Source organism: Cetobacterium sp. 2G large, from assembly GCF_014250655.1.
Taxonomy (GTDB): Bacteria; Fusobacteriota; Fusobacteriia; order Fusobacteriales; family Fusobacteriaceae; genus Cetobacterium_A; species Cetobacterium_A somerae.
Genome location: NZ_JACHTH010000003.1, coordinates 239,720 through 259,610, shown reverse-complemented (window position 1 = coordinate 259,610; position 19,891 = coordinate 239,720). Strand labels below are relative to the sequence as shown.

22 protein-coding genes are annotated in these 19,891 nt (G+C 29.5%); all 22 read left to right on the top strand.

All coding sequences use genetic code 11. The features are described from left to right. Positions 1–13: 13 nt before the first annotated feature. A complete protein-coding gene (locus H5J23_RS02430) occupies positions 14–874 on the top strand; it encodes an ABC transporter substrate-binding protein (RefSeq protein WP_185890868.1) in 861 nt (286 codons plus the stop codon). Next, entirely contained in the window at positions 871–1,902 is a 1,032-nt protein-coding gene (locus H5J23_RS02425; RefSeq protein WP_185890867.1) for an iron ABC transporter permease, read from the top strand. Before H5J23_RS02430 ends, H5J23_RS02425 begins: the two co-directional genes overlap by 4 nt. Before the next feature lie 2 nt (positions 1,903–1,904). Then, the gene (locus H5J23_RS02420; RefSeq protein WP_023050015.1) at positions 1,905–2,654 is read left to right on the top strand and encodes an ABC transporter ATP-binding protein; all 750 of its coding nucleotides are present in this window, start codon (positions 1,905–1,907) and stop codon (positions 2,652–2,654) included. Between the two features lie 135 nt (positions 2,655–2,789). Continuing rightward, positions 2,790–3,920, top strand: a complete 1,131-nt coding sequence (locus H5J23_RS02415) for a M23 family metallopeptidase (RefSeq protein WP_185890865.1) — start codon at positions 2,790–2,792, stop codon at positions 3,918–3,920. A 70-nt stretch (positions 3,921–3,990) separates the two neighbouring features. Continuing rightward, a complete protein-coding gene (locus tag H5J23_RS02410; protein ID WP_185890863.1) occupies positions 3,991–4,983 on the top strand; it encodes an iron ABC transporter permease in 993 nt (330 codons plus the stop codon). Then, the gene (locus tag H5J23_RS02405) at positions 4,983–5,765 is read left to right on the top strand and encodes an ABC transporter ATP-binding protein (RefSeq protein ID WP_185890861.1); all 783 of its coding nucleotides are present in this window, start codon (positions 4,983–4,985) and stop codon (positions 5,763–5,765) included. The genes H5J23_RS02410 and H5J23_RS02405 overlap by 1 nt, the downstream gene beginning before the upstream one ends. Beyond that, a complete protein-coding gene (locus H5J23_RS02400) occupies positions 5,762–6,616 on the top strand; it encodes an ABC transporter substrate-binding protein (protein ID WP_185890858.1) in 855 nt (284 codons plus the stop codon). The genes H5J23_RS02405 and H5J23_RS02400 overlap by 4 nt, the downstream gene beginning before the upstream one ends. Before the next feature lie 95 nt (positions 6,617–6,711). Continuing rightward, positions 6,712–7,092, top strand: a complete 381-nt coding sequence (locus H5J23_RS02395) for a hypothetical protein (protein WP_023050010.1) — start codon at positions 6,712–6,714, stop codon at positions 7,090–7,092. 89 nt (positions 7,093–7,181) lie between these two features. Continuing rightward, the gene (locus tag H5J23_RS02390; protein ID WP_023050009.1) at positions 7,182–7,790 is read left to right on the top strand and encodes a MotA/TolQ/ExbB proton channel family protein; all 609 of its coding nucleotides are present in this window, start codon (positions 7,182–7,184) and stop codon (positions 7,788–7,790) included. Positions 7,791–7,794: 4 nt separating this feature from the next. Continuing rightward, on the top strand, positions 7,795–8,184 hold the full coding sequence (locus H5J23_RS02385) for a biopolymer transporter ExbD (RefSeq protein ID WP_185890856.1): 390 nt from the start codon (positions 7,795–7,797) through the stop codon (positions 8,182–8,184). Continuing rightward, positions 8,177–8,881: an energy transducer TonB gene (locus tag H5J23_RS02380; RefSeq protein WP_185890854.1), complete on the top strand. Its 705-nt coding sequence runs from the start codon at positions 8,177–8,179 to the stop codon at positions 8,879–8,881. Before H5J23_RS02385 ends, H5J23_RS02380 begins: the two co-directional genes overlap by 8 nt. A 69-nt stretch (positions 8,882–8,950) precedes the next feature. Beyond that, positions 8,951–10,156, top strand: coding sequence for an RNA polymerase factor sigma-54 (rpoN, locus tag H5J23_RS02375; RefSeq protein ID WP_185890851.1), 1,206 nt, complete (start codon positions 8,951–8,953; stop codon positions 10,154–10,156). A gap of 90 nt (positions 10,157–10,246) precedes the next feature. After that, a complete protein-coding gene (gene bioA, locus H5J23_RS02370) occupies positions 10,247–11,584 on the top strand; it encodes an adenosylmethionine--8-amino-7-oxononanoate transaminase (RefSeq protein WP_023050005.1) in 1,338 nt (445 codons plus the stop codon). 12 nt (positions 11,585–11,596) lie between these two features. Beyond that, entirely contained in the window at positions 11,597–12,250 is a 654-nt protein-coding gene (locus H5J23_RS02365) for a GntR family transcriptional regulator (RefSeq protein ID WP_040406402.1), read from the top strand. A gap of 178 nt (positions 12,251–12,428) precedes the next feature. Further along, on the top strand, positions 12,429–13,814 hold the full coding sequence (locus tag H5J23_RS02360) for an oxaloacetate decarboxylase subunit alpha (RefSeq protein WP_040406399.1): 1,386 nt from the start codon (positions 12,429–12,431) through the stop codon (positions 13,812–13,814). 24 nt (positions 13,815–13,838) lie between these two features. Then, complete coding sequence (locus H5J23_RS02355) at positions 13,839–14,150, top strand: OadG family protein (protein WP_185890849.1); 312 nt, start codon at positions 13,839–13,841, stop codon at positions 14,148–14,150. Between the two features lie 18 nt (positions 14,151–14,168). After that, on the top strand, positions 14,169–14,525 hold the full coding sequence (locus H5J23_RS02350; protein WP_023050001.1) for a biotin/lipoyl-containing protein: 357 nt from the start codon (positions 14,169–14,171) through the stop codon (positions 14,523–14,525). A 30-nt stretch (positions 14,526–14,555) separates the two neighbouring features. Continuing rightward, on the top strand, positions 14,556–15,674 hold the full coding sequence (locus H5J23_RS02345; protein WP_023050000.1) for a sodium ion-translocating decarboxylase subunit beta: 1,119 nt from the start codon (positions 14,556–14,558) through the stop codon (positions 15,672–15,674). A 21-nt stretch (positions 15,675–15,695) separates the two neighbouring features. Continuing rightward, the gene (gene citD, locus H5J23_RS02340) at positions 15,696–15,977 is read left to right on the top strand and encodes a citrate lyase acyl carrier protein (protein WP_023049999.1); all 282 of its coding nucleotides are present in this window, start codon (positions 15,696–15,698) and stop codon (positions 15,975–15,977) included. A gap of 10 nt (positions 15,978–15,987) precedes the next feature. Further along, complete coding sequence (locus tag H5J23_RS02335; protein ID WP_040406397.1) at positions 15,988–16,887, top strand: aldolase/citrate lyase family protein; 900 nt, start codon at positions 15,988–15,990, stop codon at positions 16,885–16,887. Between the two features lies 1 nt (position 16,888). Continuing rightward, on the top strand, positions 16,889–18,439 hold the full coding sequence (citF, locus tag H5J23_RS02330; RefSeq protein WP_185890847.1) for a citrate lyase subunit alpha: 1,551 nt from the start codon (positions 16,889–16,891) through the stop codon (positions 18,437–18,439). Positions 18,440–18,499: 60 nt separating this feature from the next. Then, positions 18,500–19,852, top strand: coding sequence for a 2-hydroxycarboxylate transporter family protein (locus H5J23_RS02325; protein WP_023049996.1), 1,353 nt, complete (start codon positions 18,500–18,502; stop codon positions 19,850–19,852). Positions 19,853–19,891 lie beyond the last annotated feature (39 nt).

The following is a 19,891-nucleotide window of genomic DNA, read 5'->3' as shown; positions in this document are numbered from 1 at the left end:
AAAAGGAGAAATTATGAAGAAAATATTGTTACTATTTTTACTGATAACTACTTTAAGTTTTTCTAAAGAGAATGTAAGGGCAGTTTCAACATCACAGTTTACAACAGAAATTTTATTAGCTATAGGAGCAGAAAATCAGATTTTAGGAACAGCCTATTTAGATGATGAAATACTTCCAGAATTAAAGGAGAAATATGATAAGATACCAGTTTTATCAAAAGGAGCTCCAACTAAAGAGCAATTTTATGCTTTAAATCCTAACCTTTTAACAGGATGGAAATCTATAGCAACTCCTAAAAATTTAGGAACAGTAGAGGAACTAAAAGAAAATGGTGTAAAAGTTGTGTTTACAAAATCTCAAGATACATCTAAAATTGAGGATATATATGACGATATATTGATGTTTGGAGATATTTTTGATTTAAAAGATAATGCTAAAAATGTTGTTGAAAATATGAAAAAAGATATTATTAAAGTTACAGAAAATAATAAAAACAAAAAAAGTATCAAGGTTTTTGCATATGATAGCCAAGAATCAGCACCATTTGTAGTTGGAGGAAGTGGAATTGGAAATACTATGATTGAAATAGCTGGAGGAGAAAATATTTTTAAAGATACAAATTTCTCATTTGGACTTGGAACATGGGAAAAAGTATTGGATGAAAATCCAGAAGTTATTATAGTTATAGATTATGGAAATATAAGCTATAAGAATAAAATAGAATATTTAAAAAATAACTCTCCAATATCTCAATTAGAAGCTGTTAAAAACAATAGATTTATAAGAGTTCCATTAAGTTATATATCGGCAGGAGTTAAGGTTGGTAAAGGTATTGAGATAATTTCAAGTGGATTAAGAGAGGAAAAAAAGTGAAAGTAAAAGATAGAAATATAATTATAATATCTCTTATTTTAATTATAATTTTAGGAACAGTAGCAGTAACAATTGGAAGTGTTTCTCTATCTCCAATTCATGTTTGGAAAATATTGGTAAATAAACTCTCAAATAAAGAGATTTTTTCTATTGAATGGAAAAAATCAACAGAGATGATTGTTTGGAACTTAAGAGTCCCAAGGGTTATTTTAGCTTTGTTAGGTGGTGCAGGATTATCTTTAGTTGGAATTTTAATGCAAGCATTAACAAAAAACTCTTTAGCAAGTCCATATATTTTAGGAATATCTTCAGGAGCTAGTACAGGTGCAGTAATCTCCATTGTATTGGGAAGTATTTTAGGAATATCCTTTTCACCAGGTGTTGGAGCTTTTGTTTTTGGGACCTTCACAGCTTTTTTAGTTTTCTATTTAGCTGGAAATGGAGGATATTCGAGTACTAAATTAGTTTTAATAGGTGTGGCTGTATCCTCTTTATTTTCTGGAATTACAACATTTTTAGTAACAACTGCTAAAAATGAATCTCAATTAAGGGGAGCTATGTTTTGGATTTCTGGAAGTTTAGCAGGTGCTAGATGGGAAAGTTTAATGACACTATTTTTAGTATTATTGATATCGGCAATTTTAGTTATATTTAAATATAGAGAGTTAAATATTTTAATTGCAGGAGATGAATTAGCAGAAACCTTAGGTGTCGATGTAAAAAAACTGAGATTTTTTATTGTAATTATATCTACTTTTTTAACTGGATTTATAGTTTCTGCAACAGGAGTAATTGGATTTGTAGGATTGGTAATTCCTCATATATGTAGAGGATTAGTTGGAAGTAATCATAAAAGATTAATTCCATGTGCAATACTTTTAGGAGCTTTATTTTTATTAGGAACAGATACTTTAACGAGAGTTATGTTTAAAACACAAGAGATTCCAATAGGGGTTGTAACATCTATGCTAGGTGCCCCATTTTTTATGAGTATGTTAAGAAAAAATAGCTATAATTTTGGAGGATAATTGTGATAAAAATAGATGATTTAGATTTTAAAATAGAGAAAAGAGATATTTTAAAAAATATTAAATTAAATATAAAAGAGAAAAAGTTTATTGGAATAATTGGTGAAAATGGTTGTGGTAAAAGTACACTTTTAAAAAATATATATAGAAATTATATTCCTAAAAAGAATAGTATTTATGTAGATGGAATAGAATTAAATGATTACTCTGTAAAAGAGTTATCTAAAAAAATATCTGTTTTAAGTCAAAATCAAAAGATTATTTTTGATTTTACGGTTAAAGAGATAGTTGAAATGGGAAAATATAACAAGAGTTCTTTATTTTCAAAAAAAGATTACGAAAAAGATATTGATGAAGCTTTAGATAAGGTTGGAATGAAACATTTAAAAGATTCTAGTTTTTTAACTCTTTCTGGTGGGGAGATGCAGAGAGTTTTAATAGCTAGATCTATAGCACAAGAGAGTCAAGTGTTATTATTAGATGAACCAACAAATCACTTAGATGTAAGATATCAATACCAAATTATGGATTTAGTGAAAAGCCTAGATAAAACAGTTGTTGCAGTAATTCATGATATAAATATAGCAAGTCGTTACTGTGATTATATTTTTGCCATAAAAAATGGTGAAATAAAATACGAAGGAACACCAGAAGAGGTAGTTGTATCTGAAAAAATAAAGGAGATATTCCAAATAGAGGTAGAAGTGATTAAACACCCTTTAAATAACAAGCCAATAGTCATTTTTTTATAGATTCTTTGTGAAAAAAGCTAATTGTATTCAGAAAAAATACAAAAAAAATAAAAGCTAGACTAAAAAGATAAAAATATGGTAAAATTTATAAAAATTTATAAAAATACTAAAAAATAAAGAAAAGAATGGTGGATTATGAAAAAAGGGAAAAAATTAGTCATAGGTATTTTAGTCTTTTTAGTAACATCAATTTTTTATAGAGAGTTTACATTAAAAAATAACGAGGCTAAAAATAACGAGGTAATTGAAAATAAAGAAACAGAAAAGAATGGAGAGGTTGCTGAAACTGAAACTCTAGCTATAGAAAAAGTTGAAGTTACAGAAAAGAAAGTAGGAGAAAAAATTGTTTCTACTCAAGAAAATTCAACTAAAGTAATAGAGGAAAAAGTTACACAAAATTTAGCAGAGGAATCTACTTTAGAGGATTTAGAATTAGAAAATAAAATTGCTAAAGAGTGGGATGATCAAGAGGGACAAGAGTTAGCCGATCTTGATAGCAGTATTGACTTAGAAGAAAAAATTGTATTAGAAAATATGGAATATGTGATTAAAAAAGGAGATACTATTTCAGATTTATCTAAAGAATATAAAATAAAAACTGACTATATCTATGCAAATAATATTGATAAAAACTTAAGAGTTCTTCAAATAGGGAAGAAGATTAATATTCCAACAGAACCTGGAATATTCTACTCAATTAAAAAAGGAGATACTTTTGAAGGGTTGTCAAAGAGATTTGAAGTGGATGTTAAAACAATAAAAGAAGATAATGAGATTGATAGACTTTTAGTTGGAGCTAAAATCTTTTTAAGAGAACCTAAAGTTTCAAGATACTTAAGCAGTTTTAAGCAAGAATATGTTAAAAAAACTAACTTAGGTACTTTTTCTAATCCTTTAATGGCAATGAGTTTAACAAGTAGTTTTGGTTCAAGAAAACATCCTGTATTAAAGAAAGTTTTAAATCATGCAGGTGTAGATTTAAAAGCTAAAACTGGTACAAAAGTTGTTTCTGCAAGAGAGGGTGTTGTATCTTTTGCTGGAAGAGCTAGTGGGTATGGAAAACTTATCATAATAAAACATTCAGATGGTTATGAAACAAGATATGCTCATCTTAGTCAAATAGATGTTAAGAAAGGTCAAAAAATATCTCAAAATCAACATATAGCTTTAAGTGGAGCAACAGGAAGAGTAAGTGGTCCTCACTTACATTTTGAAATAAGAAAAAATGGAAAAATAGAGAATCCATTGACATATTTAAAATTTTAATAAAATAAAAAATCCCCCGAATAAGTTTGGGGGATTTTATTTTTTGATAAAAGGTAAAGGGAGAAGTACAATGATTTCAAAAAATAAAAGTATAGCTATAGTTTCAGTTGGAATTTTAATTTTTCTTTTTTGTTTCTCACTATTTATAGGGAACTATGAAATAGATTTTATCAAGGGGTTAAATTTGCTTTTGGGAAATGGAAATAAAGATTTATTAGAGTATAAAATAATTTGGAATTTAAGAATACCTAGGGCAGTTATGGCAATAATAATTGGGATGTTATTAGGAAGTAGTGGAGCTATAACTCAAACACTTTTTAGAAATCCTATGGCAGATCCATATATAATTGGAATATCAGCTAGTGGTACTTTTGGAGCGGTTATAGCTTTTTTACTAGGACTTTCAGAGGTATATTTTGGTGTTTTTGGCTCGATATTTTCTTTTATAACATCATTATTAATTTTTAAGCTTTCTAATAGTAAAAGAGGAAGTTTAGATTTGTCTACTCTTTTAATAATAGGAATAGCTATTTCAGCTCTCTTAAGAGCAGTAATCTCTTTAGTCATGTATATTGTTGGTGAGGATAGTTTTAGAGTTGTTCTATGGACTATGGGGTATTTAGGAGGAGCAGATTGGAAAAAAATAGTAATTCTTTTAGTTCCACTTTTATTTTCATTAATATATTTTTATATAAATAGATATAATTTAGATATAATTTTACTTTCAGATGAAGAGGCTCATAGTTTAGGTGTAGATATAAAAAAATTTAAATATAAAGTATTAATGATTTCTACATTTATGGTAGGATTTTCAGTAGCTTTTACAGGAATGATAGGTTTTGTAGGTCTTATAATACCACATTTAGTGAGAATTATATTTGGAAGTAGTAATATAAAGTTAATTCCACTATCAATGTTATATGGGGGATTATTTCTGTTACTGTGCGATACGATTTCAAGAGGAGTATTAACAACTATGGAAATACCAATAGGAATTGTAACAGCTATATTTGGAGCTCCATTTTTTATATACTTAGCTTTTAAAAATAGAAGAGGTGTGTAATGGAAAGTTTAAAATTAAAAAATTTAAAATATTCATATGGAGATTATAAAGTTTTAAATGATATAAGTTATAATTTTTTTCCAGGAGAACTTGTAGGTATATTGGGAGCTAATGGTTGTGGGAAAAGTACTTTATTAAAAGTTATAATGGGCTTTTTAGAAAAGGAAGAGGGAGAAATTTATTTAGATAATCTAGAAGTTGAAAAACTTTCAAGAAAAGAGTTTGCTAAAAAAATCTCTTTTATAGCACAAAAATCCAATCAAAATTTAAATTTTACAGTACTAGAGATATTAAAACTTGGAAGAGTACCTCATATAAAAAATAGCTTTAAAGGTTTAGATTTAGAAGATGATAAAATAATAGATGAAGTTATAAAAAAATTAAATTTACAAGAGTATTTAAATAGAGATATAAAAAGTTTAAGTGGAGGAGAGTTTCAAAGAATTTTATTAGGAAGAGCATTTATTCAAAATAGTGAGGTTATTTTATTAGATGAGCCAACATCAGCTTTAGATATAAATTATTCCTTAGAATTTTTAGAACTTTTAAAAGAAGAGATTAAGGCTAAAAGTTTAATTGGAATAATTGTAATACATGATATAAATCTAGCTTCATTATTTTGTGATAAAATTCTTTTTATAAAGGATGGAAAAATACCAATATCAGGGGAGCCAAAAGATGTAATAAAAAAGGAGTGGTTAGAAAAAGTATATAATTTTACACCAGAAATTTTAAATTTAGAAAATAATATATATATATTACCAAAGCGAGGTAAAAAATGAAGAACTTAATTTTATTATTTTTGATGTTATCTTTAAAAATATTTTCATTAGATATAGTTGATAACTATGTGGTAGGAGAGAAGGGTGAAAAAATTTTATTAAAAGAATATAAAAGAATAGTTATTTATAATTTTGGAGCAGTAGAAATCTTGTATAAACTAGGAGCAGATAAAAATATTGTGGCTATTGCAAACCACAGTAAAAAAATATGGCCACAGGAAAAAACTCAAGAATTACCTTTAGCTGGAAGCATATCTAAGCCTTCATTAGAAAAAATTTTATCTTTTAATCCAGATTTAGTTATTTTTAATGTTATGGGAAATGAAAAGAGTGGATTAGAAAAGTTTAATATACCTTCAATAACTTTTTCAAATAAAAATTTAGATGATATTTTAAAAAATACATTAATTTTAGGAAAATTAGTAAATAGAGAAAAAGAGAGCAAAGAACTTGTAGAGGAGTTAAATAATAAATTGAAATATATAAGAGAAAACTTTAGATTACAAGGGAAAGCTGTAGTTTTATATTCAGATTCTCCACCTACATCTTTTGAAAAAAACTCTCTTCCTGTAGAGATTTTAGAAACTTTAGGATTAGATGTAATAGTTCCAAAAGTAGGAAAAAAACCAATAATATCTTCAGAATATATTTTAAAAGAAAATCCAAAATATATTATAGGAACTAGAGGAGTAAAAAATATTGATGGAATAAAAAATAGCTTAAAATTAATTGAGGAAACAGATGCTTATAAAAATAAAAACATACATGTTATTGATTCTAGTGAGATACTTAGAGCATCACATAGAGTTTTTGATGAAATTGAAAAAATATATGTAGAATTAAAAAAATAAAAAAGTCAAAAAAAGTTTTTTTGCCATATTTTAGCCATAAAACTTTGTTAGTATATTTGTGTAAAGACAAAGAGAAAACTTAGGAGGTATAAAAAATGAAAAAATTTTTATTAGTATCTATGATGGCTTTAGGATTAGGAACAGTAGCAATGGCAAAAGGAAATAATGGACACAGAATGTCAGCTGATGGAATGGGACATAACAATGGTGGAAAAATGATGGTTGGTCAGTGTCAAACAAATGAAGAAAAAGCTTTAATGAGAGAAAAAATGAGAACAAATCCAAAACTTCAAGAGGGAAGAATCAAACTTCAGGAAAACAAAGTAGCTATGATGAAAGAGATGGCAAAAGAGAATCCAAATTTTACAAATATTGAAAAAATAAACAAAGATAGAGCTAACATCCAAGCTGAGATGAAAACAGAGCAAATGAAAATGAGATATGAGATGTTAAAAACAAATAAAACAACAAATTAATTATCAGAGAGCAAGGTTAATACCTTGCTCTTTTTTATTGAATAATATATACTTTAATTATAAATATTATTAAAAATTTGGAGGGTGAGATGTTATATTATATAAAAGCTGGAGGACCAATACTATATGTATTACTTATTTTATCAGTGGTTTCTTTAGGGGTAATTTTTGAAAGGTCTTTGTGTTTTATAAAAAATAAAACATCAGTAGATTCTATGTTTAAAAAAGAGATAAAAGAACTTTTAATAGATGGAAAGTATAATGAAGCTATAGAGTTTTCGAAAAAAGAAAAAGGTGTAGTTGGAAAAACTTTAACAAAATTTTTAATCCGTTATTGCTTAGTTGGAGATTATAAAAATAGTGATGAACTTTTAAGAGAGATTGAATTAGAAGAGATGGATATATTAGAAAGAAATACATATATTTTAGGAATTATTGCATATACAGCTCCTATGATTGGACTTTTAGGAACAGTTACAGGAATGATTCAAGCCTTTGGAAAAATTGCAGTTTCTGGAACAGGGGATCCCAATGCTATAGCAGGAGGAATATCTCAAGCTTTATTAACAACTGCAGGAGGACTAATAATAGCTATACCGTCAATAATAGCTTATAATATATTTAATAAAAAAATAGAAAAAATGAGTTTAGAAGTAGAAAAAATAGCTACATTTATAGTAAATATAGTGAAGAGGTAAGAATATGAAAAGAAGAACAAAAAGAAGAAGTTTGGCAACTCCAGATTTAACACCTTTAATTGATGTTGTTTTCCTGCTTTTAATTTTTTTCATGTTAGTTACAACTTTTGACAAGTATAGTGGATTTAAATTAGAGCTTCCTAAGGGTGGTGTGGTTTCTGAAACATCTAAGGATGTATATGAATTAGTTATAGATAAAGATGAAAACTATTTTCTACTAGTAGATAAAACTTCTAATCCTATTACCTTAGAAACTTTAGGAGAAAAAGTAACTAATATAAATGAGATAACAATAAGTGCAGATAAAAATTTGAAATATGAAGTTGTAGTGAAAGCTATTGGAGCTTTAAAAAGTAGTGGTGTTGATAAAGTGGAGCTGAATTTTTATGAATAAATTTTATATTCTATCAGCTATTTTGCATGGTATAGTTATATTTTTTCTATTTGGATTTGCAAAGGATGAAGGGTTAAAGTTTAGAGAGAAAAATACGATGATAGTATCAGTAAAAAATAGAAGAGCAGTTAGTAATAATAGTAATATTAGCTCAGTAAAACAGAGTGAACAAAAAGAAGAGGTTCAAGATGAAAAGGTTATACCTGAAGAGAAGCCAGTAGAAGAAGAAAAAACAAAGGAAAAAGTTAAAAAAATAATAAAAAAAGAAGAGGTTAAGAAAAAAAAGTCAGAAACTAAAAAGTCAGATAATAAAGAGAAAAAAACTAATTCTAATAAAGTAAAAGAAAGCTACAATGAGTTTGAAGACCAAAATAGATTTTTACAAGGAGAGGATGGAGTATTCACAGCGATATCATTAGATGGTATAGAATATGAGATATTAAAAGAAGTAGATCCTCAATATCCTATAAAAGCGAGAAAAATAGGATATAATGGAGTTGGTAGTATTAAGGTTAATTTTCTTGTAGATATTGATGGTACAGTAAAAGATGTAAAGTTTATATCTGGTGAAAGTAAGTTTGGATTTAGAGAAGAAGTAGAGAAGGCTTTGAGGAAATGGAAGTTTAAGCCAATTATATACAAAGGGAAGATAATTAAAGTTCATTTTGAAAAAGAGTTTAAATTTAAAAAAAATTAATAATTAGGTAGAGTCTAGACACAAGATTAAAACTCTACCTATTTTATATTTATAGAAAGGGGGATAATAATGGATTTTAAATTGGGGTTAGATCAAAGTTTAAAATTAAATCTTTCTTTAGAGATGAAAATATCTATAGAGATTTTAAAAATGAGTTTAAAAGAACTGAAAGAATACTTGGAGAAAGAAAGTGTAAAAAACTCAAATATAGAGATTATTTTTCCAAAATCTAATTTTTCAAAAAATGAAGATTATGAAAATTTTATTGAGAATATAGGTGAGGAAAATGAGAGTTTAATAAGTTATTTAGAGGAGCAAATAATTTATTTAGAAATAAAAAGAGAAGTTAGAGATATTTTAGAGTATCTAATAAATAATTTAGATGAAAGAGGTTATTTAATCTCTAATTTAGAAGAGTTAAGGAAAAATGGTGGTTTTAAATTAAATATATTTAAAGATGCTATAAAAATTTTACACACATTAGAGCCTATAGGAGTCGGTGCCACTAATCTTATAGATTGTTTAAAAATTCAACTTGAAAATAAAGGCATTTTGACTGATACATTATCTAATATTTTAGATAAAAATTTAGAGGATATTGCAAATGCAGATTTAAAAAAAATCTCTTTAGAAAGAGATATTCCATTAGCTAAAGTTAAAGAGTATATAAATACAATAAAAAATTTAAATCCTAAGCCTGCGAGAGGTTTTTATGTAAATAAAAAAACAGATTATATTATTCCAGATTTGTTTGTAGAGACAAATAATGAAGAGCTTATTGTAAATTTAAATGAATCAGGGATTCCAAAAATAAGGTTAAAAAACGAAAATAAAAAAGATCAAATACTAGCTTTGGCTTTAGAAAGAGGTTTAATAAAAAGACAAGAAACACTCTTAGAAGTTGGAAGATATGTTTTAAATTATCAAAAAGAATATATTCTTTTTGATAAAAATTTAAAAACATTAAAAGTTAAAGATATTGCTTACAGCTTAAATCTTCATGAATCTACAATTTCAAGAGCTTTAAAAGATAAATTTATAAAAATAAATGGGAAAATAGAAAGTTTAAAAAAATATATTGTTTTAGATGATAAGGCTGAGCTAATAAAAAGAGAAATTTTAAAAATTATTGAGACTGAAGATAAAAATAATCCTTTATCAGATGAAAAAATTTTAATAAAACTTATGGAAAAAAATCTACTAGTACAGAGAAGGACGGTAGGAAAATATAGAGAGGAGCTTGGAATTCTATCTAGTAGAAAAAGAAAAAAATAGGTAATAAAAAAGTATTTATGCTATAATAGGCACTAAAGATTATTTTTGTATTAAATATATGAATTTTATAATTGAAGAGGTGTACCTTAAATGAAAAACCTAAGTGATTTACAGAAAAAAGATTTAGAACATATCTTTCACCCATGCTCGCAAATGAAAGATTATGAACAACTTCCTCCTATGGTAATAGTAAAAGGAGATGGACTATACGTAGAAGATGAATTTGGAAATAGATATATGGATTGTGTTTCAAGTTGGTGGGTGAATCTATTTGGACATTGTAATCCAAGAATAAATGCAGCTATAAAAGAGCAAATAGATAAATTAGAGCATATAATTTTTGCAAATTTTTCTCATGAAGCAGCAATTGAATTGGGAGAAAGATTGACAGCTGTCGCACCAAAAGGATTAAATAAACTTATATTTACAGATAATGGTTCTTCAAGTACGGAAGTAGCTATAAAATTGAGTTTTCAATATCATGTTCAAACAGGAAATCCACAGAAAAAAACATTTGTTTCAATAGATGGGGCGTATCATGGAGAAACAATTGGGGCTTTAGGTGTTGGAAACATGGATAGATTTACAGATGTTTATAAGCCGCTTTTAAAAGAAGGAGTAAAAGTAAAAGGACCAGATTGTTTTAATTGTTCTTTCGATAAAAAAAGAGAAAATTGTAACGCAGAGTGTTTCGTTTACATGGAAGAGTATTTAAAAGAAAATGGAGATATAATTTCTGGAGTAATAATTGAATCAATGGTTCAAGGTGTTGCAGGAATGAGAATATATTCGCCAATATATTTAAAAAAATTAAGAGCATTAACACAAAAATTAAATATTCACTTAATTGCAGATGAAATAGCAATGGGATTTGGAAGAACAGGAAAAATGTTTGCTATAGAACATGCAGGAGTTAGTCCTGATATTATGTGTGTTGGAAAAGGTTTAACAGCAGGATATTTTCCAATGTCTATAGTTTTAATAACAGATAAATTATATGATGCATTTTATGCAGATTATTCAGAAGGAAAATCATTTTTACATTCTCACAGTTACTCAGGAAATCCTATAGGATGTAGAATAGCTGTGGAAACTTTAAAAATTTTTCAAGAGGAAAATATTTTAGAAGTTATAAAAGAAAAAGGTGATTATTTAAGAAAATCTGCTACAGAGAAATTAAAGGATATCCCTTATTTTGGAGAATATAGACAAATAGGATTAATTGGAGCTATTGAATTAGTTGGAATTCCTGGAGAACGAGCAGGATATGAAATATACAAAATAGCCTTAAAAAAAGGAGCTATTTTAAGACCATTAGGAAACATTGTTTATTTTATGCCACCCTATATAATTAAAAGGGAAGAGATAGATAAAATGTTAGATATCTTCAATGAATCACTTAGGGAGTATCTAGAGACAATTGAATAAAAGGGGAATATGATGGTTATAAAAAAGAAAAAATCAATCCGTGAGCAAGTATATGATTATCTAAAGGATGAAATTGTAAATGGAAAGATAAAAGAAGGAAGTAGAATAGTAGAAGAGGAATTTGCAGAAAAGCTTAATATAAGTAGAACACCTTTAAGAGAGGCAATTAGAATGCTTGAATTAGAAGGGCTTATTGAGGCAAGAGAAAAGGGTGGGGTAACAGTACCAAAAACCACTAAAAAGGATGTAGAGGAAGTAGTAAAGATTAGAATAGCTTTAGAAACAGTTATCTTTGAAGAACTATTTGAAAGAGTGACAAAAAAAGATATTGAAAGATTAGAGGAAAATGTAGCTAAAGCAGCAGCTATAGTTAATGATGAAGAGAAATCTTTAGAAGTTTTTAAATACTTCTCTGAATTTAATAAAATACTTTATAGTATTTCTGATCTTCCAAGAGTGGTAACTTTAATAAATAATTTGAATCTATATTTAAAAAAGTTTAGAAAAATATCAGCTGAAAATAATAATAGAAGACTAAGTGCTCATAGAGATCATGCTAAGATAGTAGAATTAATAAAAGCTGGTAATAAAGAAGAAGCCATAGCTGTAAATAGAAAGCATCTATTAGAGGCTAAAGAGTTCTTAATAAAACAGGTTGAAAGTTAAAATCAGAAGAAATTCTGATTTTTTTTTGGAAAAGTAGTTCACACTGTACTAAAATTATATTTTTTACCATATTAAACATACAAAAAATAATTTGACAAATATAAAAAATGTTGTATACTTTAGTGTAGATAATAAATTGTATACAGAATACGGGACACCGGATACCAAGGAGGATATTTTGAAAAATAAAGTTAAAATAACAGAAACTTGTCTAAGAGATGGACATCAATCTCTAATAGCCACAAGATTGACAACTGCAGAGATCCTTCCAATTGTAGAAAAAATGGATGAAGTTGGATATCATGCATTAGAGGTTTGGGGAGGAGCCACTTTTGATGCTTGTATTAGATTTCTAAATGAGGATCCTTGGGAGAGATTAAGAGAGATAAAAAAGAGAGCAAAAAATACAAAGTTACAAATGCTATTAAGAGGGCAAAACCTTTTAGGATATAGACACTATGCTGATGATATAGTAGAAGAATTTGTAAAAAAATCAATAGAGAATGGTATTGATATAATTAGAATATTTGATGCTTTAAACGATACAAGAAACTTAAAGGTTGCAGCAGAAGCTACTAAAAAATATGGTGGGCACTGTCAGCTTTCAATTGCTTATACAATAAGTCCTGTTCATACAACAGAGTACTATAAAGAGTTAGCAAAAGAGATGGAAAGTATGGGCGCTGATTCAATCGTTATAAAAGATATGGCTGGAATATTACTACCTGAAACAGGATATAACTTAATAAAAGAGATTAAGTCAGTAATTAATGTACCATTAGAATTACACACTCATGCTACAAGTGGAATAGCAAGTATGCTATATTTAAGAGCTGTAGATGCAGGAATTGATATTATAGATACATCAATTTCAACTTTTGCAGGAGGAACAGCACAACCAGCAACAGAATCTATGGTTAGAACTTTTGAAGGTGGAGAAAGAGATCCAGAACTTAATTTAACACTTTTAAAAGAGATTGCAGAGTACTTTAAGCCAATTAGAAAAAAATATATGGATGAAAAAGTTTTAAATATGCAAGCTTACTTTGTTGAGCCAAGTATTTTAGAATATCAGCTACCAGGAGGAATGTTATCAAATCTAGTTTCTCAACTAACAGCTCAAAAAGCAGCTGATAAATATGAGGATGTTTTAAAAGAGATTCCAAGAGTTAGAGAGGATTTAGGATACCCTCCATTAGTAACACCGTTAAGTCAAATGGTAGGAACACAGGCAGTATTTAATGTACTGACAGGGGAAAGATATAAAATGGTTCCTAAAGAGATAAAGGATTATGTAAAAGGTCTATATGGAAAATCTCCAGCACCAATGTCTGAAGATATAAAGAAGAAGATTATAGGAGATGAGCCAGTATTTACAGGAAGACCAGCAGATCTTTTAAAACCTGAATATGCTGAAATAGCAAAGGAGATAGGAGATTTAGCAAAATGTCCAGAAGATGTTTTAATGTATGCTATGTTCCCACAAATTGCTAAGCCATACTTAGAAAATAGAAATAAACCTAAAGTAGAAAAAGAGTACAGAAATATAAATATAATTTTTTAGTTGAAAGGAGAATGATTTATAAGAATGTTTAAAGGAGCAATATCACTTATAACGTCTCTTGAAATAACTTTAATAAGTATGCTAGTTGTATTTACAATATTAGCTATATTAGCTTTTGTTCTTTCTCTGTTTAAATATATTCCAGCAGAAAAAGTTCAAGAGATAAAAAAAGCTACACCAGCAGCAGCACCAAAAAAAGTTGAAAGAGAAAAGTTTGATCCATCTAAAATAACAAGTGAAGAGATGAGAGTAGCAATGATGGTAGCATGTATAGAGGCAGCTGGAGAAGATAAAGATGCCAATGTAAGAGTTGTAGGAATAAAAGAATTAAACTAAATAGGAGTGTAACTAAAGATGATAAAAGTATATAAAGTTAAAATTGGAGAAAAAGTATACGAGGTAGAAGTAGAATCAGTTAAAGAAGTAAATGGGACAATATCAACACCAGCATCAACAACTGCAGCACCAGCTGCTCCAGTATCTGCACCAGCAGGAAATGGAACAAAAGTTGAAGCACCTATGCAAGGTTTAGTAGTATCAATAGAGGTAACTCCAGGAGCTAGAGTAAAAGCAGGAGACACTTTACTAATATTAGAAGCTATGAAAATGGAAAATCCAATCGTATCACCAGTTGATGGAGTAGTAGAGTCAATTACTGTAAATAAAGGTGACACAATTGATGGTGGAGTAGTAGTAGCAACAATAGCTTAATAATAATGAACGAAGTAGAGAGGAGTTAAAATGGAGTTTTTAAATAATCTATTTGCAACAACAGGAATTGCAATGATGACAGTAAATCAAGGGATTATGATATTAGTTGCCTTATTCCTATTGTTTTTAGCAATAAAGAAGCAGTATGAACCATATCTTTTACTTCCAATAGCTTTTGGAATGCTATTAGTTAATCTACCAGCACCAGTAAGTGAAGGAATAATGGATAAAGATGGACTTTTAAATATTTTATATCAAGGAGTTAAATATGGAGTTTATCCTCCGTTAATATTCTTAGCAATTGGAGCAAGTACAGACTTCGGTCCGTTAATTGCAAATCCTAAGAGTTTACTTCTTGGAGCAGCAGCACAACTTGGAATTTTTGGAGCTTTCGTAGGAGCAGTTCTATTGGGGTTAAACGGTAACGAAGCAGCATCTATCGGTATTATAGGTGGAGCAGATGGACCAACAGCAATTTACTTAACTTCAAAATTAGCACCACATATGTTAGGACCAATAGCGGTTGCAGCTTATTCATATATGGCGTTAGTACCAGTAATTCAACCACCAATTATAAGATTATTTACAACTAAAGAGGAAAGACAAATAAAGATGACTCAGCTTAGAACTGTAAGTAAGAGAGAAAAAATTCTTTTCCCAATAGTAGTAACAATAGTAGTAACTTTAATAATTCCATCAGCAATTCCGCTAGTAGGAATGTTAATGTTTGGAAACTTAGCTAAGGAGAGTGGACTTGTTCCAAACTTAGTTGAACATATAAAAGGAGCTTTAATGTATATAATCACAATATTTATTGGATTAACAGTTGGAGCTACAACAAATGCAGAAGCATTTTTAAATCTTGCAACAATAAAGATAATAATTTTAGGACTTTTCGCTTTCTCTTTTGGAACGGCTGGAGGAGTAATCTTTGGAAAGGTTATGTGTAAACTTAGCAAAGGTACAATAAATCCAATGATAGGAGCAGCAGGAGTAAGTGCTGTACCAATGGCAGCTAGAGTTGTTCAAAAAGTAGGACAAGAGGAAAATCCAAGTAACTTCTTACTGATGCATGCAATGGGACCAAACGTAGCGGGAGTTATAGGTTCAGCAGTAGCAGCAGGAGTGTTACTAGCAATGTTTAAATAAAAATAAATTGGAGGCCAGGAGATGGAGATCAAAGTAAAAGCAGTGGCAGGTACTCTTGAATCGAGTGATATGTACGTAATAATTGAGCCAAATGCTACAGGAATTGAATTAGAAATTGAAAGCGTTGTAATGGGACAATACGGAGATGACGTTAGAAGAGTAATTTTAGAAAGCTTAGAAGAGCTTGGAGTTACTTCAGCTAAAGTTTTAGTTAATGATAAAGGGGCTATTGAGCCAGTAATCAAAAGCAGAATCCAGACAGTTGTTACAAGAGCAGCTCAACAAAAATTCACTTGGAAGTAGGAGGAAAAAAATGAAATTAAGACGTTCGATGCTTTTTATTCCAGGAAATAATCCAGGAGTAATAAAAGATGTACATATATATAGACCAGATTCAATAATGTTTGACTTAGAGGATGCAATTGCTGTAACAGAAAAGGATTCAGCTAGATTTTTAGTTTACAATATGTTACAAAAAATGAGACCAGTATATAAGAGTTTAAATATAGAAACTGTTGTAAGAATCAATGCTTTAGATACAGAGTATGGAGTAGAGGACTTAGAATTTATTGTAAGAGCTCAGCCAGATATCATAAGAATACCTAAAACAGATACACCAAAAGATGTTTTAGATGTTGAGGCTCATGTAGAAAGAATTGAAAAAGAAGCTGGAATTCCAGTTGGAACAACAAAGTTAATGGTAGCTATAGAGAGTCCTTTAGGAGCTTTAAATGCTTACCAAATTGCAACTTCTTCAAAGAGACTAGTAGGAATGGCTATTGGTGGAGAGGACTATGTAACTAACTTAAAAACAAATAGATCTCCAGAAGGTGTAGAGTTGTTTACAGGAAGAGGATTAATAGTAATGGCAGCTAGAGCAGCAGGAATAGACGCTTTAGATTCTGTTTACTCAGATGTAAATAATGATGAAGGATTTATAAAAGAAGCAACAATGATTAAGCAGATGGGATTCTCAGGAAAATCATTAATTCACCCAAGACAGATTGAGTTACTTCATAAAGTATATACTCCTTCAGATATTGATATAAAGAAAGCTAAGAAAATTGTAGATGCAACAAGAGAAGCTTTAGAGCAAAATAAAGGTGTATTTACAGTGGATGGTAAAATGGTAGATAAGCCAATTATTGAAAGAGCTGAACATGTTTTAAGACTAGCAAAGGCAGCTGGGGTAAGATTAGGAGGAGACGAGTAATATGATAAATAAAAGAGTTGACGAAAATCTTTTAAAAACAATAAAAGGTTACGGAGAAAGAAAAGCATATAAAGCTCCATTTACTAATCAACCTGAAGGATCTGTTAATGAAAATGCAGAATCTTTAAAAGGTGCTATAAAGAGAACTAAAGTTGTAGATTCTTTAGAAGAAGCTATAAGAAATTCAGGATTAAAAGATGGAATGACTATATCTTTCCACCACCACTTTAGAAATGGTGATAAAGTTTTACCAATGGTTTTAGATAAATTAGCTGAGATGGGATTCAAAAACCTAAGAGTAGAAGCTAGTTCATTTACTAAAGCTCATGAAGGAATTGTAAAGCATATTAAAGCTGGTGTAGTAAATAGATTAGGTTCAAGTGGATTAAGAGGAGATTTAGCAAAAGAGATATCTAATGGAATGTTAGGGGATTACCCAGCAGTTATAAGATCTCACGGAGGAAGAGCAAGAGCTATTGTTGAAGGAGATATAAAAATAGATGTAGCGTTCTTAGGAGCATCATCATCAGATTGCATGGGAAATGCTAACGGAGTAAAAGGAAAATCACTTTGTGGATCATTAGGGTATGCAAAGGTAGACGCAGCTCATGCTGATAAAGTAATCATAATAACAGATACTTTAGTTGACTATCCAAATAGCCCAATGAGTATTCCACAAACACAAGTTGATTATGTTGTAGTAGTTGACGAGATTGGAGATCCAAATGGAATAATGTCTGGAGCTACAAGATTTACATCAAATCCAAAAGAGTTATTAATGGCTAAAAAAGTTTTAGATGTAATGTTAGCATCAGGATACTTTAATGATGGTTTCTCTATGCAAACAGGTTCAGGAGGAGCTTCATTAGCAGTAACAAGATTTATAAGAGAAGAGTTATTAAAAAGAAATATAAAGTGTAGCTTTGGTTTAGGGGGAATAACAAAAGCTTTCGTTGACTTATTAGAAGAGGGACTAATGGGACAGCTTTATGATACACAATGTTTTGACTTAGCAGCAGTTGAATCAATAGGAAGAAATGAAAAGCACGTAGAAGTAAGTGCTGATTTCTATGCAAATCCATTTAACTGTTCACCAGCTGTAAATAAGTTAGACTTTGTTATCTTAAGTGCTTTAGAAGTAGATAAGGACTTTAATGTTAACGTTATATCAGGTTCAGATGGAGTTATTAGAGAAGCTTCAGGAGGACACTCTGATACAGCAGCAGCAGCAAATGTATCAATTATAGTTGCTCCATTAACAAGAGGAAGAATACCTACAATAATTGATAAAGTAACAACTGTAGTTACTCCAGGAAGTACAGTAGATGTAGTTGTAACAGACTATGGAGTAGTTGTAAATCCAACTAGAACTGACTTATTAGAAAGATTCCAAAAAGCCGGAATTGAGCTAGTAACTATGGAGAAATTAAGAGAATTAGCAAACTTTATTGTTGGAGAGCCAAAAGAGATAGAGTTTGAAGATCAAGTTGTAGCTGTTGTTGAATATAGAGACGGTAGCATAATTGATGTTGTTAGAAAAATAAAAAGATAGTAGGGTATAGAAATCAAAATTCAAAAAACATATATAAATTAAAGAAATAAGGGGAGAAAAATGGCACAAAAAAATTTCAAAGAACTGTTTGATCCAAGACAGTCAAAGTGGAGCGGATTATCAATTCAGATGTTCCTAGGTTTATTAGCAATAGTTGCATTAACTGTGTATGTACCTTTTGGTGGAAAAGAAGCAGCTTTTTTAAGAGGTAACTTTCTAGTAATATTCGGTATATTAGCAGTATTTGGTATCTTATTTGGAGAAATTGGTGATAGAATTCCAATATGGAATGACTACATTGGTGGAGGAACAGTTCTAGTATTCTTTGCATCGGCAGTAATGGGTACTTATAATTTAGTTCCAGCAAAAGTTTTAAAAGCAATTGATGTTTTCTATGGTGAGCAACCAGTAAACTTCTTGGAGTTATTTATTCCAGCTTTAATAGTTGGTTCAGTTTTAACAGTAAATAGAAAAACACTTCTTCAATCAATAGCTGGTTATATTCCATTAATTTTAATTGGAGTAGCTGGAGCTACATTAGGTGGAGTAGGAGCTGGACTTTTATTTGGAAAAGAGCCTTTAGATATTATCATGAACTATGTTTTACCTATAATGGGTGGAGGAACTGGAGCAGGAGCTATTCCTATGTCAGAGATGTGGGCTCAAAAAACTGGTGGAAATCCAAAAGATTGGTTTGCATTTGCAATTTCAATTTTAACAATAGCTAACGTTATAGCTATATTTACAGGAGCATTCTTAAAAGAACTTGGAAAGAAACATCCAGGATTAACAGGAAATGGAAATTTAATATTAGATGATACTAAAGAAGCTGTAAAAGAGGAAGCAGGACCTAAAGTTGTAGTTACTGCAAAAGATATCGCATCAGCGTTCATTTTCATCGGAGTATTATTTATGTTCTCACATATATCAGGAGTAATTTGGACTTCATTAAAGTTCCCATTTGAAATGCATAGATTAGCATTCTTAGTAATTTACTCTATCATTCTAAATATATTAAACGTTGTTCCTGCAGCATTAAAAGCTGGAGCAAAAGAGATTCAAGCGTACTTCTCTAAATATACAATTTGGGTATTAATGGGAGCAGTAGGATTTGGAACAGATGTACAGGAGATTATAAACTCTTTATCTATAGCTAACTTAGTAATCGCTTTAGCAATCGTTTTAGGAGCAGTAATATTAATTATGTTAGCGTCTAAAAAGATGAAATTCTATCCAGTAGAAGCAGCTATTACAGCAGGACTATGTATGGCTAATAGAGGAGGATCTGGAGATATCGCAGTTCTTGGAGCAGCAGATAGAATGGAACTTATTTCTTTCGCACAAATCTCTTCAAGAGTAGGAGGAGCAATGATGCTTATCCTAGGATCTATGGTATTTGGATTCTTTGCATAATTTAGCTCTTAGTTAATTTAATTTACATACATTAAAAGA

Excerpts from the sequence above, each read along its gene's own strand:
- H5J23_RS02405 (WP_185890861.1), top strand. The coding sequence starts at position 4,983 with ATGGAAAGTTTAAAATTAAAAAATTTAAAATATTCATATGGAGATTAT.
- H5J23_RS02430 (WP_185890868.1), top strand. The coding sequence starts at position 14 with ATGAAGAAAATATTGTTACTATTTTTACTGATAACTACTTTAAGTTTT.
- H5J23_RS02365 (WP_040406402.1), top strand. The coding sequence starts at position 11,597 with ATGGTTATAAAAAAGAAAAAATCAATCCGTGAGCAAGTATATGATTAT.
- rpoN (WP_185890851.1), top strand. The coding sequence starts at position 8,951 with ATGGATTTTAAATTGGGGTTAGATCAAAGTTTAAAATTAAATCTTTCT.
- bioA (WP_023050005.1), top strand. The coding sequence starts at position 10,247 with ATGAAAAACCTAAGTGATTTACAGAAAAAAGATTTAGAACATATCTTT.
- H5J23_RS02355 (WP_185890849.1), top strand. The coding sequence starts at position 13,839 with ATGTTTAAAGGAGCAATATCACTTATAACGTCTCTTGAAATAACTTTA.
- H5J23_RS02345 (WP_023050000.1), top strand. The coding sequence starts at position 14,556 with ATGGAGTTTTTAAATAATCTATTTGCAACAACAGGAATTGCAATGATG.
- H5J23_RS02415 (WP_185890865.1), top strand. The coding sequence starts at position 2,790 with ATGAAAAAAGGGAAAAAATTAGTCATAGGTATTTTAGTCTTTTTAGTA.
- H5J23_RS02350 (WP_023050001.1), top strand. The coding sequence starts at position 14,169 with ATGATAAAAGTATATAAAGTTAAAATTGGAGAAAAAGTATACGAGGTA.
- H5J23_RS02400 (WP_185890858.1), top strand. The coding sequence starts at position 5,762 with ATGAAGAACTTAATTTTATTATTTTTGATGTTATCTTTAAAAATATTT.
- H5J23_RS02410 (WP_185890863.1), top strand. The coding sequence starts at position 3,991 with ATGATTTCAAAAAATAAAAGTATAGCTATAGTTTCAGTTGGAATTTTA.
- H5J23_RS02395 (WP_023050010.1), top strand. The coding sequence starts at position 6,712 with ATGAAAAAATTTTTATTAGTATCTATGATGGCTTTAGGATTAGGAACA.
- H5J23_RS02335 (WP_040406397.1), top strand. The coding sequence starts at position 15,988 with ATGAAATTAAGACGTTCGATGCTTTTTATTCCAGGAAATAATCCAGGA.
- citD (WP_023049999.1), top strand. The coding sequence starts at position 15,696 with ATGGAGATCAAAGTAAAAGCAGTGGCAGGTACTCTTGAATCGAGTGAT.
- H5J23_RS02390 (WP_023050009.1), top strand. The coding sequence starts at position 7,182 with ATGTTATATTATATAAAAGCTGGAGGACCAATACTATATGTATTACTT.
- citF (WP_185890847.1), top strand. The coding sequence starts at position 16,889 with ATGATAAATAAAAGAGTTGACGAAAATCTTTTAAAAACAATAAAAGGT.
- H5J23_RS02380 (WP_185890854.1), top strand. The coding sequence starts at position 8,177 with ATGAATAAATTTTATATTCTATCAGCTATTTTGCATGGTATAGTTATA.
- H5J23_RS02385 (WP_185890856.1), top strand. The coding sequence starts at position 7,795 with ATGAAAAGAAGAACAAAAAGAAGAAGTTTGGCAACTCCAGATTTAACA.
- H5J23_RS02325 (WP_023049996.1), top strand. The coding sequence starts at position 18,500 with ATGGCACAAAAAAATTTCAAAGAACTGTTTGATCCAAGACAGTCAAAG.